The following is a 16,306-nucleotide window of genomic DNA, read 5'->3' on the forward strand; positions in this document are numbered from 1 at the left end:
GCTATCAAGGGGCATGGCGGCGGACACCACTGACATCGACGACATTCGCGAGCAAGCCCGGCGCTGGCTGGCCGACGACCCCGACCCGGCCAGCCGGGATGAGCTGACGGCGGTGCTCGACGGGCTGCCGGCGAGCGGTCCGGAGCTGGTCGACCGGTTCGCCGGCCCGCTGACCTTCGGCACGGCGGGCCTGCGCGGCCCGCTGCGCGCCGGTCCGAACGGCATGAACCTCGCCGTGGTCACCCAGGCCGCTGCCGGCCTGGTCACCTGGCTCGCAGCCCAGGGCGGCACCGGCCCGCTGGTGATCGGGTACGACGCCCGGTACGGCTCCCGGGAGTTCGCCGAGCGCACCGCCCAGGTGGCCACCGGCGCTGGCCGCCCGGCGCTGCTGCTGCCCCGCCCGCTGCCCACCCCGGTGCTGGCGTACGCCGTGCGGCACCTCGGCGGTGTCGCCGGGGTGATGGTCACGGCCAGCCACAACCCGCCGCAGGACAACGGCTACAAGGTCTACCTGGGCGCGGAGCTGGGCGGCGAGTTGGGCGCCGGCGCGCAGATCGTGCCACCCGCCGACGCCGGCATCGAGGCGGCCATCCGATCGGTCGGGCCGCTGACCCAGGTGCCGCTGGGCGAGCCCGGTCAGGTGCTCGGCGACGACCTGGTCGCCTCGTACGTCGAACGGGCCACCGCGGTGATCGACCCGGACGGGCCACGGGATCTGACGGTGGCGTACACGCCGCTGCACGGGGTGGGCGCGGCGGTGCTCACCGCCGCCTTCGCCAGCGCTGGCTTCCCGACCCCCGGAGTGGTGCCCGACCAGGCCGAACCGGACCCGGCGTTCCCCACCGTGTCGTTCCCCAACCCGGAGGAGCCGGGTGCGGTGGACCGACTGATCGCCCTGGCCGACTCCACCGGCGCGGACCTCGCCATCGCCAACGACCCGGACGCCGACCGTTGCGCGGTGGTCGTCCGGGACCGCGACGGCTGGCGGATGCTGCGGGGCGACGAGGTGGGCGTCCTACTAGCCGACCACCTGATGCGCCGGGGGGTGACCGGGCTTTACGCCACCACCATCGTGTCGTCGTCACTGCTGCGGGCGATGTGCGCGGCCCGGGGCCTGCCCTACGACGAGACGCTGACCGGCTTCAAGTGGATCGTGCGGGCCGGCGGCGGGAGCGCGCCGCTGGTCTTCGGCTACGAGGAGGCGCTCGGCTACTGCGTCGCCCCGGAACACGTCCGGGACAAGGACGGCATCACCGCCGCGCTGACGGTGGCCGAGCTGGCCGCCGGCCTGAAGGCACAGGGGCGCACGCTGACCGACCGGCTGGACGAGCTGGCCGCCGAGTTCGGCGTGCACCACACCGACCAGCTCTCCGCCCGGGTGGACGACCTGCGGGTCATCGCCGACGCGATGGCCCGGATCCGGGCGCACACCCCTGCCACCCTGCTCGGGCAGTCGGTGGACAGCGCCCGGGACCTGCTGCCCGAGTCGGACGTGGTGATCCTGCGGACCGCGACGGCCCGGGTGGTGATCCGCCCGTCCGGCACCGAGCCGAAGCTCAAGGCTTACCTCGAGGTGGTGGAACCGGTCGTGGACGGTGACGTCCAGGCGGCCCGCAGCAGGGCGGCGTCGGCCGTCGCCGCGCTCCGCGCCGAGGTCGGCGCAGCCCTTGGCATCTGAACCCCGCAGGACCCACCCGCAACAAGTCCGCCCTTTGCTCTGCACCCGCGGAAGCGCCACCGATTCTAGGCCGATGGCGCCTCGGCGGGTGCAGAGCAAAGGGCACGCAAAGGGCACGACGAGCGGGGTCGACCCGACGGTCAGCGGCGCGGGCCGAGGGCCTGGTCGACGGCCCTGGCCAGGGCGGCGACGACCAGGCCGACCGACGGGCGGACCACCGAGTCGTCGGTGCTCACCTCGCCGGAGAACCCGGCCCCGGTGGCGATCTCCGTCAGCCGGCGGCGGGCGTCGGCGGCGGCCTCGCCGCTCACCCCGAGCGCGGACTCCATCCGGAGCACCACGACCAGGGTGGCCAGCGCGGCGGTCCGCTCGTCCGGGGCTGCCGCGCCGGTCAGCGCCTCGGCCAGCCGCTGCCGGGTCTCCGCCTCTACGGAGGTGTCCACGACCGGGTATCGGTGCACGTGGATGAAGCCCAGCTCGGTCTCGTCGACGTCCCGGACGACGCCCTGCCGACACAGGTCGGCGAGGATCCGGTCGCGCAGGCCGTGCCGCAGACGCTGCACCCAGGACGCCGGAGTGTGCGGAGTGTCGGCGGCGATCCGGCTGAGGACATCGTCGCTGAACGACTCGCCGGTCGGCGTCGGGTCGATCACCGCCAGAGACCCGTCGGCGTACGCGATCCGGCCGGCCAGAGCCAGCTCGACGAGCACCGCGGCGGCCATGCCCAGGTCCAGGCTGATCCGTGGCATGGTCGCCTTGCCGGTCGTGTCGTCGTAGGCGAGGAGCAGCAACTCCTCGGCGAGCGCAACACCAGTCATGGCCGGAGACGGTAGCGGGTCCGGGCACCCCGCGCACGGACCCGCCGGACCCGGCACCGACCGGGTGTCCCCTCAGAAGCGGGGCATGCCACCGAACTGGCGGTCGCCGGCGTCGCCGAGGCCGGGGACGATGAACATGCGGTCGTTGAGCCCCTCGTCGATCGAGGCCGTGACCAGGCGCAACGGCAGGCCGGAGCGCTCCAGCCGCTCGATGCCGACCGGGGCGGCGAGCACACAGAGCACTGTGATGTCGGTGCAGCCCCGATCGGCCAGCAGCCGACAGGAGTGCTCCAGCGAACCACCGGTGGCCAGCATCGGGTCGAGCACCAGCACCGGCAGCCCAGCCAGGTCGCGCGGCAACGACTCCATGTACGCGCGGGGCTCGTAGGTCACCTCGTCGCGGGCCAGGCCCACGAAACCCATCGACGACTCGGGGAGAAGGCCCAACGCGGCGTCCGCCATGCCCAGGCCGGCGCGCAGCACCGGGACCAGCAGCGGCGGGTTGGCCAGCCGGGTGCCCTCGGTGCCGGTGACCGGAGTCTGCACCGGGTACCGCTCGACGGGGAACGTGCGCGCCGCCTCGTACACCAGCATGGTGGTCAGTTCGTGTAGCGCCGCCCGGAACGTCGAGGAATCGGTGCGCGCGTCCCGCATGGCAGTCAACCTGGACTGGGCCAGCGGGTGGTCAATGACGTGTACGTCCACGATCGCTCAACCTACCGGTCCGTACCGCGCGGCGGTGCGAGTGCGGTCGGACCAGGGACGCCGCTCACGTCGGCACGTCATCGAGCGGTCGTGAGCAAGATCACTCGACGGTCTGGTGCGTAGACTTCTCGGCATGACGGCGACAACGACGTCGGCCCGGTCGGAGCTCTCCGAGCTGGGACGATCCGAGACCGCTCTGCGGACCTTCCTGCACGGCCTGCCCGGCGTGGACCAGGTCGGCGCGGAGCAGCGGGCGGCACAGCTCGGCACCCGCTCCATCAAGACCACCGCCAAGGCCCAGGCGATCGACCTGGCGATCCGGATGGTCGACCTGACCACCCTGGAGGGGGCGGACACCCCGGGCAAGGTGCGTGCGCTCGCCGCGAAGGCCCTGCGTCCGGACCCGGCCGACCCGTCCTGCCCGCACGTCGGCGCGGTCTGCGTCTACCCGGCGATGGTCCCCTACGTGGCGGAGGTGCTGCGCGGAAGTGCGGTGCACCTGGCCAGCGTGGCGACCGCGTTCCCGTCCGGGCAGGCGCCGTTGGAGATCAAGCTGGCCGACACCCGGGCCGCCGTCGCGGCCGGCGCCGACGAGATCGACATGGTGATCAACCGGGGCGCGTTCCTGGCCGGGCGGTACAAGGAGGTCTACGACGAGATCGTGGCCACCAAGGAGGCCTCCGGGGACGCCCACCTCAAGGTGATCCTGGAGACCGGCGAGCTGGCCACCTACGACAACGTCCGGCGGTCCTCCTGGCTGGCCATGCTGGCCGGCGGCGACTTCATCAAGACCTCCACCGGCAAGGTCCCGATCGCGGCGACGATGCCGGTGAGCCTGGTGATGCTGGAAGCGGTGCGCGACTTCCGCGAAGCGACCGGGCGGCAGGTGGGCGTGAAGCCCGCCGGCGGCATCAAGACCACCAAGGACGCGATCAAGTACCTGGTGATGGTCAACGAGACCGTCGGCCCGGACTGGCTCGACCCGGACTGGTTCCGCTTCGGCGCGTCCAGCCTGCTCAACGACCTGCTGATGCAGCGCACCAAGCTGACGACCGGCACCTACTCCGGTCCCGACTACTTCACCCTGGACTGATAGCCGATGTTCGAATACGCCCCCGCCCCCGAGTCCCGCTCGGTGGTGGACCTCAAACCCTCGTACGGGCTGTTCATCGACGGCACGTTCGTCGACCCGACCGACGGTGGCAGCTTCAAGTCGATCAACCCTGCCTCCGAGGAGGTGCTGGCCGAGGTCTCCGAGGCCGGCGCCCAGGACGTGGAACGCGCGGTGCGCGCCGCCCGCAAGACGTACGACAAGGTCTGGGGCCCGATGCCGGGCCGGGACCGGGCGAAGTACCTGTACCGGATCGCCCGGCTCATCCAGGAGCGCTCCCGCGAGCTGGCCGTCCTGGAATCGCTGGACAACGGCAAGCCGATCCGCGAGTCCCGGGACGTCGACCTGCCGCTGGTCGCCGCGCACTTCTTCTACTACGCGGGCTGGGCCGACAAGCTGGAGCACGCCGGCTTCGGCGCGAATCCGCGCCCCATCGGCGTGGCCGCGCAGGTCATCCCATGGAACTTCCCGCTGCTCATGCTGGCCTGGAAGATCGCCCCGGCGCTCGCCGCGGGCAACACTGTGGTGCTGAAGCCGGCCGAGACCACCCCGCTGACCGCGCTGCTCTTCGCCGAGATCTGCCAGCAGGCCGACCTGCCGGCCGGTGTGGTCAACATCCTCACCGGCGCCGGCGACACCGGCCGCGCGCTGGTCGAGCACCCCGGCGTGGACAAGGTCGCCTTCACCGGCTCCACCGACGTGGGCCGGGCCATCGCCCGGTCGGTCGCCGGCACCCGCAAGAAGCTCACCCTGGAACTGGGCGGCAAGGCCGCCAACATCGTCTTCGACGACGCACCCATCGACCAGGCCGTCGAGGGCATCGTCAACGGCATCTTCTTCAACCAGGGGCACGTCTGCTGCGCCGGCTCCCGACTGCTGGTCCAGGAGAACGTGGCCGACCGGGTGCTGGAGTCGCTGAAGCGACGGATGGCTCAGCTCCGGGTCGGCGACCCGCTGGACAAGAACACCGACGTCGGCGCGATCAACTCGGCAGCCCAGCTGGAGCGGATCCGCGAGCTGTCCGACGCCGGCTCGGCCGAGGGCGCCGAGCGCTGGTCACCGCCGTGCGACCTGCCCGACCGGGGCTTCTGGTTCGCGCCGACCATCTTCACCGGCGTCACCCAGGCACACCGGATCGCCCGCGAGGAGATCTTCGGCCCGGTGCTGTCGGTGCTCACCTTCCGCACCCCGGCCGAGGCCGTGGAGAAGGCCAACAACACGCCGTACGGGCTGTCGGCCGGGATCTGGACCGACAAGGGCTCCCGGATCCTGTGGATGGCCGACCGGCTGCGCGCCGGCGTCGTCTGGGCCAACACCTTCAACAAGTTCGACCCCACCTCGCCGTTCGGTGGGTACAAGGAGTCGGGCTACGGTCGCGAGGGCGGCCGGCACGGGCTGGAGGGCTACCTCAATGTCTGAGCGGGTCGCGGTACGCAAGACGTACAAGCTCTTCATCGGCGGGAAGTTCCCGCGCAGCGAGTCGGGACGGTCGTATCTCGTGCAGTCCTCGAATGTGTCACTGGCCTCCCGCAAGGACGCCCGAGACGCGGTGGTCGCCGCCCGCGCCGCCGTCAAGGGCTGGGCCGGCGCGACCGCGTACAACCGGGGTCAGATCCTCTACCGGGCCGCCGAGATGCTGGAGGGCCGCCGCGAACAGTTCGTCGCCCTGGGCATCCCCGGCGACGAGGTGGACGCCGCTGTCGACCGCTGGGTCTGGTACGCCGGCTGGGCCGACAAGCTGGCCCAGGTGTACGGCGGCGCCAACCCGGTCGCGGGCCCGTACTTCAACATCTCCGCGCCCGAACCGACAGGCGTGATCGCGGTGGTCGCCCCGGAAAGCCCGGCGCTGCTCGGCCTGGTCAGCGTGATCGCCCCGGCGATCGTCACCGGCAACACGGTGGTGGTGGCGGCATCCCCGAGCGAGCCGCTGGCGGCGGTGACGCTGGCCGAGGTGCTGGCCACCTCCGACCTGCCCGGCGGTGTGGTCAACATCCTCACCGGCGCGATCACCGAGACCGCGCCGACCCTGGCGGCGCACATGGACGTCAACGCGATCGACCTGACCGGAGTCACCGACGCCGCGCTCGCCACCGACCTGGAGGCCAAGTCGGCGGAGAACCTCAAGCGGGTGCTGCGACCGGCCCCGGCCGACCACGACTGGTTCGTCGACCCGGGCCTGGATCGGATGACGGCGCTGTTGGAGACGAAGACGGTGTGGCACCCCAAGGGGGTGTGATCGTCTTCTGCTCGGCCTTTGGGGTTTTCCGGGGGAGCCCGCCCACTCCGGGCGGTCAGGCTTGATCCCTGCGTGGTCGGGCTCCCCCGGAAAACCCTGACCTGGGCCGGGTTCGTCGGGTGAGTGAGCTCACGAGTTCTGCCTTGGGTTGGGTTTCCGGTTGACGGGCGTCGACGCGAATGGGTGGGGGTCTACTACCGGGGGTAGGATTGGTTTGTGACTCGGTTGGGCGATCTTGAGCGTGCGGTGATGGACGTGCTGTGGGACGTGGTTCCCGGCACGTCGGACGGGGTGACCGTGCGCGAGGTGGCCGACGCGCTCGATGGGCGTGAGCTGGCGTACACCACGGTGATGACCGTGCTGGACCGGCTCGCCGGCAAGGGCATGGTGCAACGGGAGCGGGAGGGGCGGGCCTGGCGGTACCGTCCGGCGGCCAGCCGCGAGGCGCACATCGCTCAACTCATGCTCGACGCCCTCGACCTGGGTGGCAGCCGGGACGCCGCGCTGGTGCGCTTCGCCCGCTCGGTGACCGGCACCGAGGCCGAGGTGCTGCGAGCGGCCCTGGGCAGCGAGGCCGGCCTGACCGGGCCGGGCTCCACCGGCGGCGACGCGGGCGGGGCCGACACCCTGACCGACCGGGTTGACGGACCGGCGGGCCGACGACCCGCCGGCGAGGCAGCGGAGCGGTAGGGCGCGCGTCATGGCCTACGCCGTGCACTTCGCCGCCACCATGCTGGCCTGCTATCTGACCGCCCAGGTGTTGGCCCGCTCCACCTGGACGTGGCGCAGCCCCCGGGTGGCGATCATCTGCTGGCAGGCCGTCGGGCTGGCACTGGGCCTCTCGGCGATGGGCCTGCCGATGGCGCTCGGGTTGAGCGCGTACGGCCGGCCGACCGGTAGCGCACTGCTCGCCCTGGCCAACGACCTCGCCCACGGCGCCCTGCCGATCGGGGTGGGCACGTTCCACCTGGCCGGCGTCGGCGTGGGCTTCGGCATCGGGGCGGTGCTGGTCACGACGACCGTGCGCAGCATCCACGGCACCGTACGCGCCCAGCGTCGCCACCGGGACCTGCTCTCCCTGGTCGCCCGGAACGACCCGGCCGCGCCGGGAGCGCTGGTGCTGGATCATCCGAGCGCCGCCGCGTACTGCCTGCCGGGCGTGAAGCCGCAGGTGGTGGTCAGCGCCGGCACCCTGAGCCTGCTGGACCGGGCCGAACTGGCCGCGGTTCTCAGCCACGAGCGTGCGCACGCCCACGAGCGGCACGACCTCGTGCTGCTGCCGTTCACCGCGCTGTGCCGGGCGCTGCCGTGGTTCGGCTGGGTGCGCGACGCGCACGAGCGGGTCGCCCTGCTGGTCGAGATGCGCGCCGACGACAAGGCCCGTGAGTTGCACGCCGAGGCCCCGCTGGCGGGTGCGCTGCGCCGGTTCGCCGCCGCCGGGCACCGGATCACCCCGGCCGGCGCGCTCGGCATGGGCGACCGGGATCTCGACGTACGGGTGCAGCGTCTGCTGGTCAGCGACCGGCCGCCCCGCGTTCTCGGTGCCACCGCCCTCGCGGTCGCCACCACCCTGGTCGCCCTTCCGGTCACCCTCTTCCTGAGCTGACCCGCCCGGCAGCCGCGCCGGCCCGGCGATCTTCTCAGCCCCCCACACACACCCAACTACTACGCCTTGTCGTAGACTCTATTACGACAGGACGTAGTAGACGGACGTGTAGCGATGCTACGTGTAGGGTGGCTACGACAAGAGAGCCAACGCCATGGAGGGCTGGTCATGGACACTCTGCTCCTCGCCCGCCTGCAGTTCGCCACCACCACGTCGATCCACTTCCTGTTCGTGGTCGTCACGCTCGGGCTGGTCACCCTGCTGGTCGGCATGCAGACCGCCTGGGTGCTCACCGGCAACCCGAAGTGGGAGCGGCTGACCCGCTACTGGGGTCAGCTCTACGTGATCAACTATGTGCTCGGCATCGCCACCGGGATCGTGATGGAGTTCCAGTTCGGGCTGAACTGGAGTGGCCTGTCGCGCTACGTCGGCAACGTCTTCGGCGCGCCCCTGGCCATCGAGACGCTTGTGGCGTTCTTCCTGGAGTCCACGTTCCTCGGGATGTGGATCTTCGGCTGGCACCGGCTCGGCAAGGGCGTCCACCTCGCGCTGCTCTGGGGCGTGGCGATCACCGCGTACGCCTCGGCGTTCTGGATCATGGTGGCCAACTCCTGGCTCCAGAATCCGGTCGGCTACGAGGTCCGCGACGGGATCGCCCACCTCACCGATTTCGGCGCGCTACTCACCAACCCCAGCCTCGGCATGGCCTTCGGGCACGTGGTCTCGGCGGCGCTGCTGGTCGGCGGGATGCTGATGGCGGCGGTCAGCGCCGGGCACCTGATCCGGCGTACCCCGGATTTCGCGCTCTTCCGCACCTCGCTGCGAATCGGCCTGGTCACCGCGGCACTGGCCATCACGATGGTGCAGGGCTTCGGTTTCGCCCAGTTCGGCCCGGTGGGCGCGGTGCAGCCGACCAAGTTCGGCGGCGACGGCCCGGAGAGCCAGGCGCTGATTGCCGAGTGGACCACGCGGTTCGGCCCCGGCGACTACACCCCGCCGGTGCTGGCCAGCGTCGGGCTGGGCTTCATGATCCTGGTCGGTTTCACCCTCGGCTGCGTCTGGTTGCTGCTGCCGCTGCTCTTCCGGGACTGGGTCATCCGACTGCGCTTCCCGCTCTGGCTGATCCTGCTCGCCCTGCCGCTGCCGTTCATCGCGGTGATCCTCGGCTGGATCTCCCGGGAGGTCGGCCGCCAACCCTGGGTGGCGTACGGGTTGCTCCCCACCGAGCAGGCCGTCTCCCCGGTCAGCGCACCGCTGATGCTCGCCTCGCTGATCGGGTTCAGCCTGCTGCTGGGCACCCTCGCCGTCACCAACTGGGTGCTGCTCGCCCGGCACGCCCGGCGCGGCGCGGCCGACCCGGCGCTCGGCCGCCCGCCGGCACCGCCCAGCGAACCGGCCCACCCCGAACCCGCCCTCCTCTGAGGAGTAGACAGTGGACCTCGCCTGGTACGCAGTGCTCGGCCTCTTCTTCGCCAGCTATCTGGTGCTCGCCGGCTACGACTACGGCGTCGGGCTGCTGCTCGCCCGCGGCGTCGGTCCGGCCGGGCGGCGGGAGGCGCTCACCGCGCTCGGCCCGTTCTTCCTCGGCAACGAGGTCTGGCTGGTGGCCGCCGTGGGCATCCTCTTCGGCGCGTTCCCCCTCCTGGAGGGCGAGTTGCTCGCCGGCTGCTATCCGGCCGTCGCCGGTGCCCTGGTCGGCGTCATCCTGGTCACCGTCGGCGTACAGCTGCGCAGCCGACCCGACGACGAGCGGGTCCGGGCCCGCTGGGACCGCGTCGTGGTGATCGGCAGCGTCCTCGCCGCGCTGGGCTGGGGTGTGCTGCTCGCCGCGCTGCTGCAGGGCGTACCCCTCCAGGCCGACGGGCACGTCGCCGGGGTGACACACCTGGCCACCCCGTTCGCGGCCGCCGCCGGGCTGGCCATGGTCACAGTGGTAGCGGTGCACGGGGCGACCTTCCTCACCCTGCGGCTGCCGGCCGAGGCCGCCGCCGTGGTCGGTCGTACGGCCCGCCGGCTGGTGCCGGTCGCGCTCACCGCAGTCGCCCTGGCCACCGTCGTGGGCCTGCTCTCCGCCCGGGTACGCGACGCCGTGCAGCGGCCGGCGGTGGCCGTACTCCTGCCGGTGCTGCTCGTGGCGGCGCTGCTGGCGGCCCGCGCGGCGCTGGCGCGGCGCCGGCCAGGGTGGGCCCTGGTCGCCACCGGCGCGGCGCTGGCGCTGCCGGTGCTGCTGGTCGGAGCCGCTCTCTGGCCCTACGTGCTGGTGTCCACGACCGACCCGGACGCCTCGCTGCGGGTGGCGGACGCCGCCGCCAGCGCGCCGACACTGCGGCTGCTGGGCTGGGTGGCGCTGCCGCTACTTCCGGCCCTACTAGGCTTCCAGGCGATGTGCTGGTGGGTTTTCCGAGGACGGACCGACGGTAGGGCACCGGTGTACTGGTGAGCCGCCGTCCGTTCGACCCGCGTCTGCTGCGCCGGGTCCCTGCGGCCCGGGGCGACCTTGCCGTGCTCGCGCTCCTGGGGGTGCTGGCCGCCGGGTTGATCGTGGCGCAGGCCACCGCGCTCGCGTCACTGCTGGCCACCGCGATCGACGGTCGGCTGGATCGACCGGCGCTGGCCGGCTTCGTGGTCGCGGTCGCCGCCCGCTCTGCCCTGGTCTGGGCGCAGGGCACGGTCTCGGCGCGGGTCGCCGCCACTGTCAAGGCCACGCTGCGGGCCGAGCTGCTCGGCGCGGTGGGCCGGCACGGGCCCGGGTGGGTGGCCGGGCAGCGGGCCGGTGAGATCGCCACCCTGGCCGGGCGTGGGTTGGACGCGCTGGACGCGTACTTCACCGGGTACCTGCCGCAACTGGTGCTCAGCGTGACGGTGCCCCTCGCGGTTCTGGCCCGGGTCGTCTTCGCCGACTGGAGTTCGGCGGTGATCATCGCGGTGACCCTGCCACTGATCCCGGTCTTCGGTGCGCTGCTCGGCTGGCAGGCGCAGGCCGCCACCGAGCGGCAGTGGCGGCGGCTCGCGCTGCTCGGCGGGCACTTCCTCGACATGGTCTCCGGGCTGCCCACGCTGCGCGCGTTCGGGCGGGCCCGGGCGCAGACCGACGTGGTGCGCCGGATGGCCGACGGTCACCGCGTCGCCACCATGAAGACGCTGCGGATCGCGTTCCTCTCCGCGCTGGTCCTCGAGTTGGTCGCCACCCTCTCGGTGGCGCTGGTCGCGGTGCCGGTCGGCATCCGCCTGCTCGGCGGCGGGCTGGCCCTGCAGACCGCGCTGCTAGTGCTGCTGCTGACCCCGGAGGCGTACCTGCCGCTACGGGCTGCCGGTAGCCGCTTCCACGCCAGCATGGAGGGGCTGGCCGCACTGGACGAGGCGTTGACAGTCTCCGCCGCACCCACCGCGCCCCGGTCCGCCGAGGGCGCCTCCGTCCCCGACGCTCGGGCCGAGATCCGGTTCGAGGGGGTGACAGTGGCGTACGAGCGGACCACCGCCCTGCGCGACGTGACAGTGACCATCCGGCCCGGCGAGCGGATCGCCATCATCGGGCCCAGCGGCGCCGGCAAGAGCACGCTGCTCGGCCTGCTGCTCGGCTTCGTGGTGCCGACCAGCGGCCGGATCACAGTGGGCGGTGTCGACCTGGCCACCGCCGACCCGGACGCCTGGCGCAAGCAACTCGCCTGGGTGCCGCAGCGGGCGCACCTCTTCGCCGCCTCGCTGGCCGACAACATCCGCCTCGGCGCGCCGGACACCCCGGCCGACATACTCACCGCCGCGGTGCACGACGCCGCACTGGACGACGTGGTGGCCGGCCTGCCCGACGGCCTGGACACCCTGCTCGGTGAGCGCGGTCACGGGCTGTCCAGTGGGCAGCGGCAGCGGGTCGCACTGGCCCGGGCGTTCCTGCGCGCCGCCCCGGTGGTGCTGCTCGACGAACCCACCGCCCGACTCGACACGGCGGCCGAGGCGGTGGTGCTCGACGCCACCCGTCGCCTGGTCGCCGGGCGGACGGCGCTGCTGGTCGCGCACCGACCGGCGTTGCTGGCCGACGCCGACCGGATCCTGCGCATCGAGGACGGTCGGGTCACCGAGTTGACGCCCGAACCGACCGGGAAGGCCGCCAGATGACCGCCGAACACGGACCGGCGGCGGTGGCCGACGCGGCACCGGCCGGGTGGGCCGCCGCCGAGCGGGCCGTGCTGCGACTGGCCCGGCCGTACCTGGGGCGCCTGGTCGGAGCCGGGCTGCTGGCGGCCGCCACCGAGTTCGCCGGCCTGGCCCTGATGGCCACCGCCACCTGGCTGCTGATGCGCGCCGCCGGTCAGCCTCCACTGGACCGCCTCACCGTGGCGATCGTCGCGGTCCGGGCGCTGGCGATCAGCCGGGGCGTGTTCCGCTACACCGAACGGCTCGCCGGGCACGACGCGGTGCTCCGCATGATCACCGACGTCCGGGCCCGGGTCTTCGCCACCCTGGCGGCCCGCCGTGGCACAGCGCACCGCTCAGGGGACGTGCTGAGCCGACTGGTCTCCGACGTGGAGGCCGTCCAGGACCTGTTGCTGCGGGTGCTGGTGCCCGCTTCGGCGGCGGCCCTGGTCGGTGTGTTGGCGGTCGCCGTGGCGGCGCTGATCTCACCACCGGCCGCTGGCGCGCTCGCCGTCGGGCTGCTGGTCGCCGGGGTGGCGCTGCCCGCGTTGGCCACCGCGGTCACCCGCCGCAGCGCGGCCGAGGTGGCCCCCCTGCGAGGTGCGCTGGCCACCGACGCGATCGACCTCACCCACGGCGCGGCCGACCTGGCCGCGTTCGGGGCGACCGACGTCACGCTGCGCGCCGCCGAGCAGCGCGCCCACCGGCTGGCCCGGTTGGAACGCCGGCTGGCCGCCACCGGGTTCGCGGTGGACGCGGCCGGCGTGATGGCCGCCGGCGTGACCGCCGCAGCGGTGGTGCTGGTCGCGCTCGCCGCCGACGTGCCGGGGGTGCTGGTGGGCGTCCTGGCCGTCGGCACACTGGCCGCCGTCGAGGTGACGCTGGCGTTGGTCGCGGCGGCCCGGCAGTGGACGCAGCTGCGGCAGGGCCTGACCCGGGTGGCCGACCTGCTCGACGTCGACCCGCCGACCGCGCCGCCGGCGACCGGTCCAACGGACCTGACCGGCCCGCACGAGCTGCGCTTCGTCGACGTGACAGTGCGGTACCGGGCCGGTGCGGCACCCGCCCTGGACGGGGTCAGCCTGGACCTGCCGCCGGGACGCCGGATCGCGGTCGTCGGCCCGAGCGGCGCCGGCAAGAGCACACTGGCCGCCGTGCTGACCGGCACCGTCCGGCCCGCGTCCGGCCGGGTCACCCTGGACGGTCACGACCTCTCGGCGTACGCCGAGGAGGCGCTGCCGCGCGCGGTCGGCGGGCTGCTGGCCGAGGCGTACGTCTTCCATGCCACGGTGCGGGAGAACCTGCTGCTCGGGCGGGCCGGAGCGGGTGAGGAGGAGCTGACCGCGGCCACCGCCGCCGCCGGCCTGCTGGACTGGGTCCGCGCCCAGCCGGCGGGCTGGGACACGCTGGTCGGCGAGGAGGGCGGGCAACTCTCCGGCGGGCAGCGGCAGCGGCTGGCGCTCGCCCGGGCCCTGCTCGCCGCGCCGCCGGTGCTGGTGCTCGACGAGCCCACCGAAGGACTGGACCCGACCGCAGCGGACGCGGTGCTCGCGTCCGCCCTCGCCGCCACCCCCACCGGGCACTCGGTGCTGCTGATCAGCCACCGCCTCAGCGGGCTGGCCGAGCTGGACGAGATCGTGGTCCTGGACGGCGGCCGGGTGATCCAGCGCGGTCGGCACGCCGAGTTGGTCGCCGCCCCGGGCTGGTACCGGGACCAGTGGCTGCTTCAGGCCGCGGCCGAACGGGGTTACCTGGCGCTCGCCCCCTGACCCGACTCGGGGGCGCGCCAGGGTTCTCCCGGACGTCGACCGGCCGGAGTCCGTGGCACTGTGGTGCCATGGGGCGCGGTGAGGACGTGATGGTCGACGAGCACCTGCGGGAGCTGTCCGCTCGACTGCAGGGGCCGGCGCGGCTCAAGTCCGACCTGCTGACCGAGGCCCGGCACGGGTTGCTGGACGCCGTCGAGGCGTACCGCGAGAGCGGGGTGCCGGCCACCGAGGCGCAGCGCCGGGCGGTGGTGGAGTTCGGCTCACCGGCGCAGCTGCTCCCGTCCTGGCAGGCCGAGCTGGCGGTGGGTGCCCTGCGTGGGCTCTCCCTGCGGATGCTGGCGATCGCCGGGGTGGGGGTGGTCGCCGGTGATCTGACCTGGCGGGGGTCGAGTTGGAGCGGTGGCCCGCCTCCCCCGGCCGGCTACCAGCTGCTCGCCGCCTCGGTCGACTGGATCTGGATGAGCGCGCTGCTACTCGCGGTGGCCGGTCTGCTGGTGGTCCGGGCGAGCGCGCGGGCGCCCCGGCCGGGCCTGGCTCTGGCCCAGCGCGCGGTGGGTGCCGGCCTGACCGGCGTGCTGGTACTCGGCATAGTGGCCGGCAGCGCCCTCTTCACCTGGTCACTCAACCTCTGGGACGCGGCGGCGCACTGGCCACCGATGATCATCGGGGCGGTGTTGGTGGGCGGCGCCTACTTCTCGCTGACCCGCGCGGCGCGCGGCTGGCTGCTGGCCACAACCCGCTGACCGGCGTCGGATCCGAGCGGGTCAGGCCGGGGTGGGCGGGCTGCCGGGATCGAGGAACCGGCCGACGGTCAGTTGGAACTCGCGCCAACCGGCCCGCTCCCCGGCCAGCGCCCGCCGGCCGGAGTCGGTGAGCTCGTACGTCCGCCGTTCCCGGCCGCTGACCGTGCTCCAGGTGCTCGCCACGTGGCCGGCGCGTTCCAGGCGCCGGAGTGCCGGATAGATGGTGCCCGTGGGCAGATCCAGACTGCCGTCACTGCGGGCGCGTAGCGCCTCGATGATCGCGTAGCCGTGCAGCGCACCCTGTTCGAGCACGGCGAGCAGCAGAGCGTCGAGATGGCCGTGCAGCGCCTGGGCCTTCATACGTAGCTACGCTACTTGTCGAGCCGCCGCTTCGCCAGCGGTGACGACCAGCAGGTCGGACCCGTGCGTCAACCGGCCACCGGGGTGCGGGCATCGGTCACCCAGGGCTGCCGACTAGGGTATGTGCCCAGAGTCACTCGCCGGTCAGAGACCCCGGTGGGTGGGCAACCCGAAGCACACGGAGGTCAGCGTGGCCCGCCAGTCGCCCCAACGGCCCGACGCCGACGAGCCCGAGCTCGACGACACCACCGGCGCGGCCGAGCCAGACGAGACCGAGCGCCCGTCGGCGTCGACCGACCGCTCACTCTGGGACGAGCTGCGCATCGACCCAGTGGAGATCGCCCTGCCCGCCGGCACCGGCTTCACGCTCCGGGCGTACCGACCGGCCAGCTCGCTGACTCCCACCGACGTGACCGAACGCGACCAGGACGACCCGTTCCTCGCCCGCCGCCAGGCGATCGAGGAGGAGGAGGACGACGAGACCGTCGTCATCCTCGACGAGGAGCTGGCCCAGGAGTTCGCCGACGAGGACGACGAGTCGACGCGCCGCCGGGACAGCGCCGCCACCGAGACCGACGACGAGTCGGACGAGGCCGTCACGGACGAGGCGGACGAGGCGGACGACGAGGAGGTGCCGGTCTTCCTCAGCCACCGAGGCAAGCTGCTGCTGTTCAAGACCCCCGAGTCGCTTGTCAGTTTCATCCGATCCGGCGCGCCCAACGATCTGTCCCAACTGGACAGCTGGAATGAATTGTCCGAACGGGTGGAGCCGGCAGATATCGCTCCGCTCGACGAGGACACCTACGAGCTCGACCTGGTCGTGGAGAACCTGCGCGGCGGGCACGACACGTGGGATTCGACCCTGCTGATCGAGGCGGGCGAGGCCGCGCGTGACCTCTCGTACGCATTGCGGCTGCCTGCGGTACTCGACATGCTCTCCGCCGGCTCCAGCCTCGACGACCTGGACGAGGCGCTGCGTGGCACCGCCAACGGTGGGATCGGCGCGTTCATGGCTCGGCGACGGCTGAAGAAGATCGGGGCGCAGACCGCAAGTTTGGGTTGGCGCACCATTGTCGGCAAGATCTCTGCGGTGGTGGACTGGCGCGACTGACCCGTACCGGGGAGCATCAGTTGCTGGCAGAGGAAGAC

Annotated in this window: 15 protein-coding genes; 12 read left to right on the forward strand and 3 right to left on the reverse strand. The window is 72.9% G+C overall.

Annotated elements, in window-relative coordinates; all coding sequences use genetic code 11:
* The first annotated feature begins 13 nt into the window (after positions 1-13).
* On the forward strand, positions 14-1,678 hold the full coding sequence (locus ACIA47_RS06460; protein ID WP_396705987.1) for a phospho-sugar mutase: 1,665 nt from the start codon (positions 14-16) through the stop codon (positions 1,676-1,678).
* 140 nt (positions 1,679-1,818) lie between these two features.
* On the opposite strand, the gene ACIA47_RS06465 is transcribed toward ACIA47_RS06460, so the two are convergent.
* Together ACIA47_RS06465 and upp are read right to left on the reverse strand one after the other, a co-directional pair.
* On the reverse strand, positions 1,819-2,496 hold the full coding sequence (locus tag ACIA47_RS06465) for a GPP34 family phosphoprotein (RefSeq protein ID WP_203122331.1): 678 nt from the start codon (positions 2,494-2,496) through the stop codon (positions 1,819-1,821).
* A 72-nt stretch (positions 2,497-2,568) separates the two neighbouring features.
* Positions 2,569-3,201 carry a uracil phosphoribosyltransferase gene (gene upp, locus ACIA47_RS06470; protein ID WP_124862038.1) on the reverse strand — a complete coding sequence of 211 codons (633 nt, stop codon included), beginning with the start codon at positions 3,199-3,201 and terminating at the stop codon, positions 2,569-2,571.
* Positions 3,202-3,334: 133 nt separating this feature from the next.
* Between upp and deoC the strand changes: the two genes are divergently transcribed.
* The 10 genes from deoC (at position 3,335) to ACIA47_RS06520 (ending at position 14,797) form a co-directional block, all read left to right on the forward strand.
* Positions 3,335-4,294: a deoxyribose-phosphate aldolase gene (gene deoC, locus ACIA47_RS06475; RefSeq protein ID WP_396705990.1), complete on the forward strand. Its 960-nt coding sequence runs from the start codon at positions 3,335-3,337 to the stop codon at positions 4,292-4,294.
* 6 nt (positions 4,295-4,300) lie between these two features.
* Positions 4,301-5,731 carry an aldehyde dehydrogenase family protein gene (locus tag ACIA47_RS06480; RefSeq protein WP_396705992.1) on the forward strand — a complete coding sequence of 477 codons (1,431 nt, stop codon included), beginning with the start codon at positions 4,301-4,303 and terminating at the stop codon, positions 5,729-5,731.
* Positions 5,724-6,548 (forward strand): aldehyde dehydrogenase family protein, encoded by an 825-nt coding sequence (locus ACIA47_RS06485; RefSeq protein WP_396705994.1) that lies wholly within the window; start codon positions 5,724-5,726, stop codon positions 6,546-6,548. The genes ACIA47_RS06480 and ACIA47_RS06485 overlap by 8 nt, the downstream gene beginning before the upstream one ends.
* Positions 6,549-6,764: 216 nt before the next feature.
* Positions 6,765-7,238 carry a BlaI/MecI/CopY family transcriptional regulator gene (locus ACIA47_RS06490; protein WP_112601951.1) on the forward strand — a complete coding sequence of 158 codons (474 nt, stop codon included), beginning with the start codon at positions 6,765-6,767 and terminating at the stop codon, positions 7,236-7,238.
* Positions 7,239-7,248: 10 nt separating this feature from the next.
* The gene (locus ACIA47_RS06495; RefSeq protein WP_112588227.1) at positions 7,249-8,154 is read left to right on the forward strand and encodes a M56 family metallopeptidase; all 906 of its coding nucleotides are present in this window, start codon (positions 7,249-7,251) and stop codon (positions 8,152-8,154) included.
* Between the two features lie 168 nt (positions 8,155-8,322).
* Positions 8,323-9,576: a cytochrome ubiquinol oxidase subunit I gene (locus ACIA47_RS06500; RefSeq protein WP_203120423.1), complete on the forward strand. Its 1,254-nt coding sequence runs from the start codon at positions 8,323-8,325 to the stop codon at positions 9,574-9,576.
* Positions 9,577-9,586: 10 nt separating this feature from the next.
* Complete coding sequence (locus tag ACIA47_RS06505) at positions 9,587-10,594, forward strand: cytochrome d ubiquinol oxidase subunit II (protein WP_396705998.1); 1,008 nt, start codon at positions 9,587-9,589, stop codon at positions 10,592-10,594.
* The gene (gene cydD, locus ACIA47_RS06510) at positions 10,591-12,267 is read left to right on the forward strand and encodes a thiol reductant ABC exporter subunit CydD (protein WP_396706000.1); all 1,677 of its coding nucleotides are present in this window, start codon (positions 10,591-10,593) and stop codon (positions 12,265-12,267) included. Before ACIA47_RS06505 ends, cydD begins: the two co-directional genes overlap by 4 nt.
* Positions 12,264-14,054, forward strand: coding sequence for a thiol reductant ABC exporter subunit CydC (gene cydC / locus ACIA47_RS06515; RefSeq protein ID WP_396706002.1), 1,791 nt, complete (start codon positions 12,264-12,266; stop codon positions 14,052-14,054). The genes cydD and cydC overlap by 4 nt, the downstream gene beginning before the upstream one ends.
* 68 nt (positions 14,055-14,122) lie before the next feature.
* On the forward strand, positions 14,123-14,797 hold the full coding sequence (locus tag ACIA47_RS06520; RefSeq protein WP_396706004.1) for a permease prefix domain 1-containing protein: 675 nt from the start codon (positions 14,123-14,125) through the stop codon (positions 14,795-14,797).
* Positions 14,798-14,818: 21 nt separating this feature from the next.
* Here ACIA47_RS06520 and ACIA47_RS06525 read toward each other — a convergent pair whose 3' ends face one another.
* Positions 14,819-15,157: a helix-turn-helix transcriptional regulator gene (locus ACIA47_RS06525; protein WP_203120427.1), complete on the reverse strand. Its 339-nt coding sequence runs from the start codon at positions 15,155-15,157 to the stop codon at positions 14,819-14,821.
* A gap of 160 nt (positions 15,158-15,317) precedes the next feature.
* On the opposite strand from ACIA47_RS06525, the gene ACIA47_RS06530 reads away from it, so the two are divergent.
* Positions 15,318-16,268 carry a DNA primase gene (locus ACIA47_RS06530; protein ID WP_396706007.1) on the forward strand — a complete coding sequence of 317 codons (951 nt, stop codon included), beginning with the start codon at positions 15,318-15,320 and terminating at the stop codon, positions 16,266-16,268.
* The last annotated feature ends 38 nt before the right edge of the window (positions 16,269-16,306 follow it).

Source organism: Micromonospora sp. NPDC051227, from assembly GCF_044455385.1.
Lineage (GTDB): Bacteria > Actinomycetota > Actinomycetes > Mycobacteriales > Micromonosporaceae > Micromonospora.

What these genes read in the sequence shown, in the direction of transcription:
- deoC (WP_396705990.1), top strand. Translation starts at nt 3,335, where the DNA reads ATGACGGCGACAACGACGTCGGCCCGGTCGGAGCTCTCCGAGCTGGGA.
- ACIA47_RS06465 (WP_203122331.1), bottom strand. Translation starts at nt 2,496, where the DNA reads ATGACTGGTGTTGCGCTCGCCGAGGAGTTGCTGCTCCTCGCCTACGAC.
- ACIA47_RS06480 (WP_396705992.1), top strand. Translation starts at nt 4,301, where the DNA reads ATGTTCGAATACGCCCCCGCCCCCGAGTCCCGCTCGGTGGTGGACCTC.
- ACIA47_RS06520 (WP_396706004.1), top strand. Translation starts at nt 14,123, where the DNA reads ATGGGGCGCGGTGAGGACGTGATGGTCGACGAGCACCTGCGGGAGCTG.
- ACIA47_RS06495 (WP_112588227.1), top strand. Translation starts at nt 7,249, where the DNA reads ATGGCCTACGCCGTGCACTTCGCCGCCACCATGCTGGCCTGCTATCTG.
- cydC (WP_396706002.1), top strand. Translation starts at nt 12,264, where the DNA reads ATGACCGCCGAACACGGACCGGCGGCGGTGGCCGACGCGGCACCGGCC.
- ACIA47_RS06485 (WP_396705994.1), top strand. Translation starts at nt 5,724, where the DNA reads ATGTCTGAGCGGGTCGCGGTACGCAAGACGTACAAGCTCTTCATCGGC.
- ACIA47_RS06525 (WP_203120427.1), bottom strand. Translation starts at nt 15,157, where the DNA reads ATGAAGGCCCAGGCGCTGCACGGCCATCTCGACGCTCTGCTGCTCGCC.
- ACIA47_RS06500 (WP_203120423.1), top strand. Translation starts at nt 8,323, where the DNA reads ATGGACACTCTGCTCCTCGCCCGCCTGCAGTTCGCCACCACCACGTCG.
- ACIA47_RS06460 (WP_396705987.1), top strand. Translation starts at nt 14, where the DNA reads ATGGCGGCGGACACCACTGACATCGACGACATTCGCGAGCAAGCCCGG.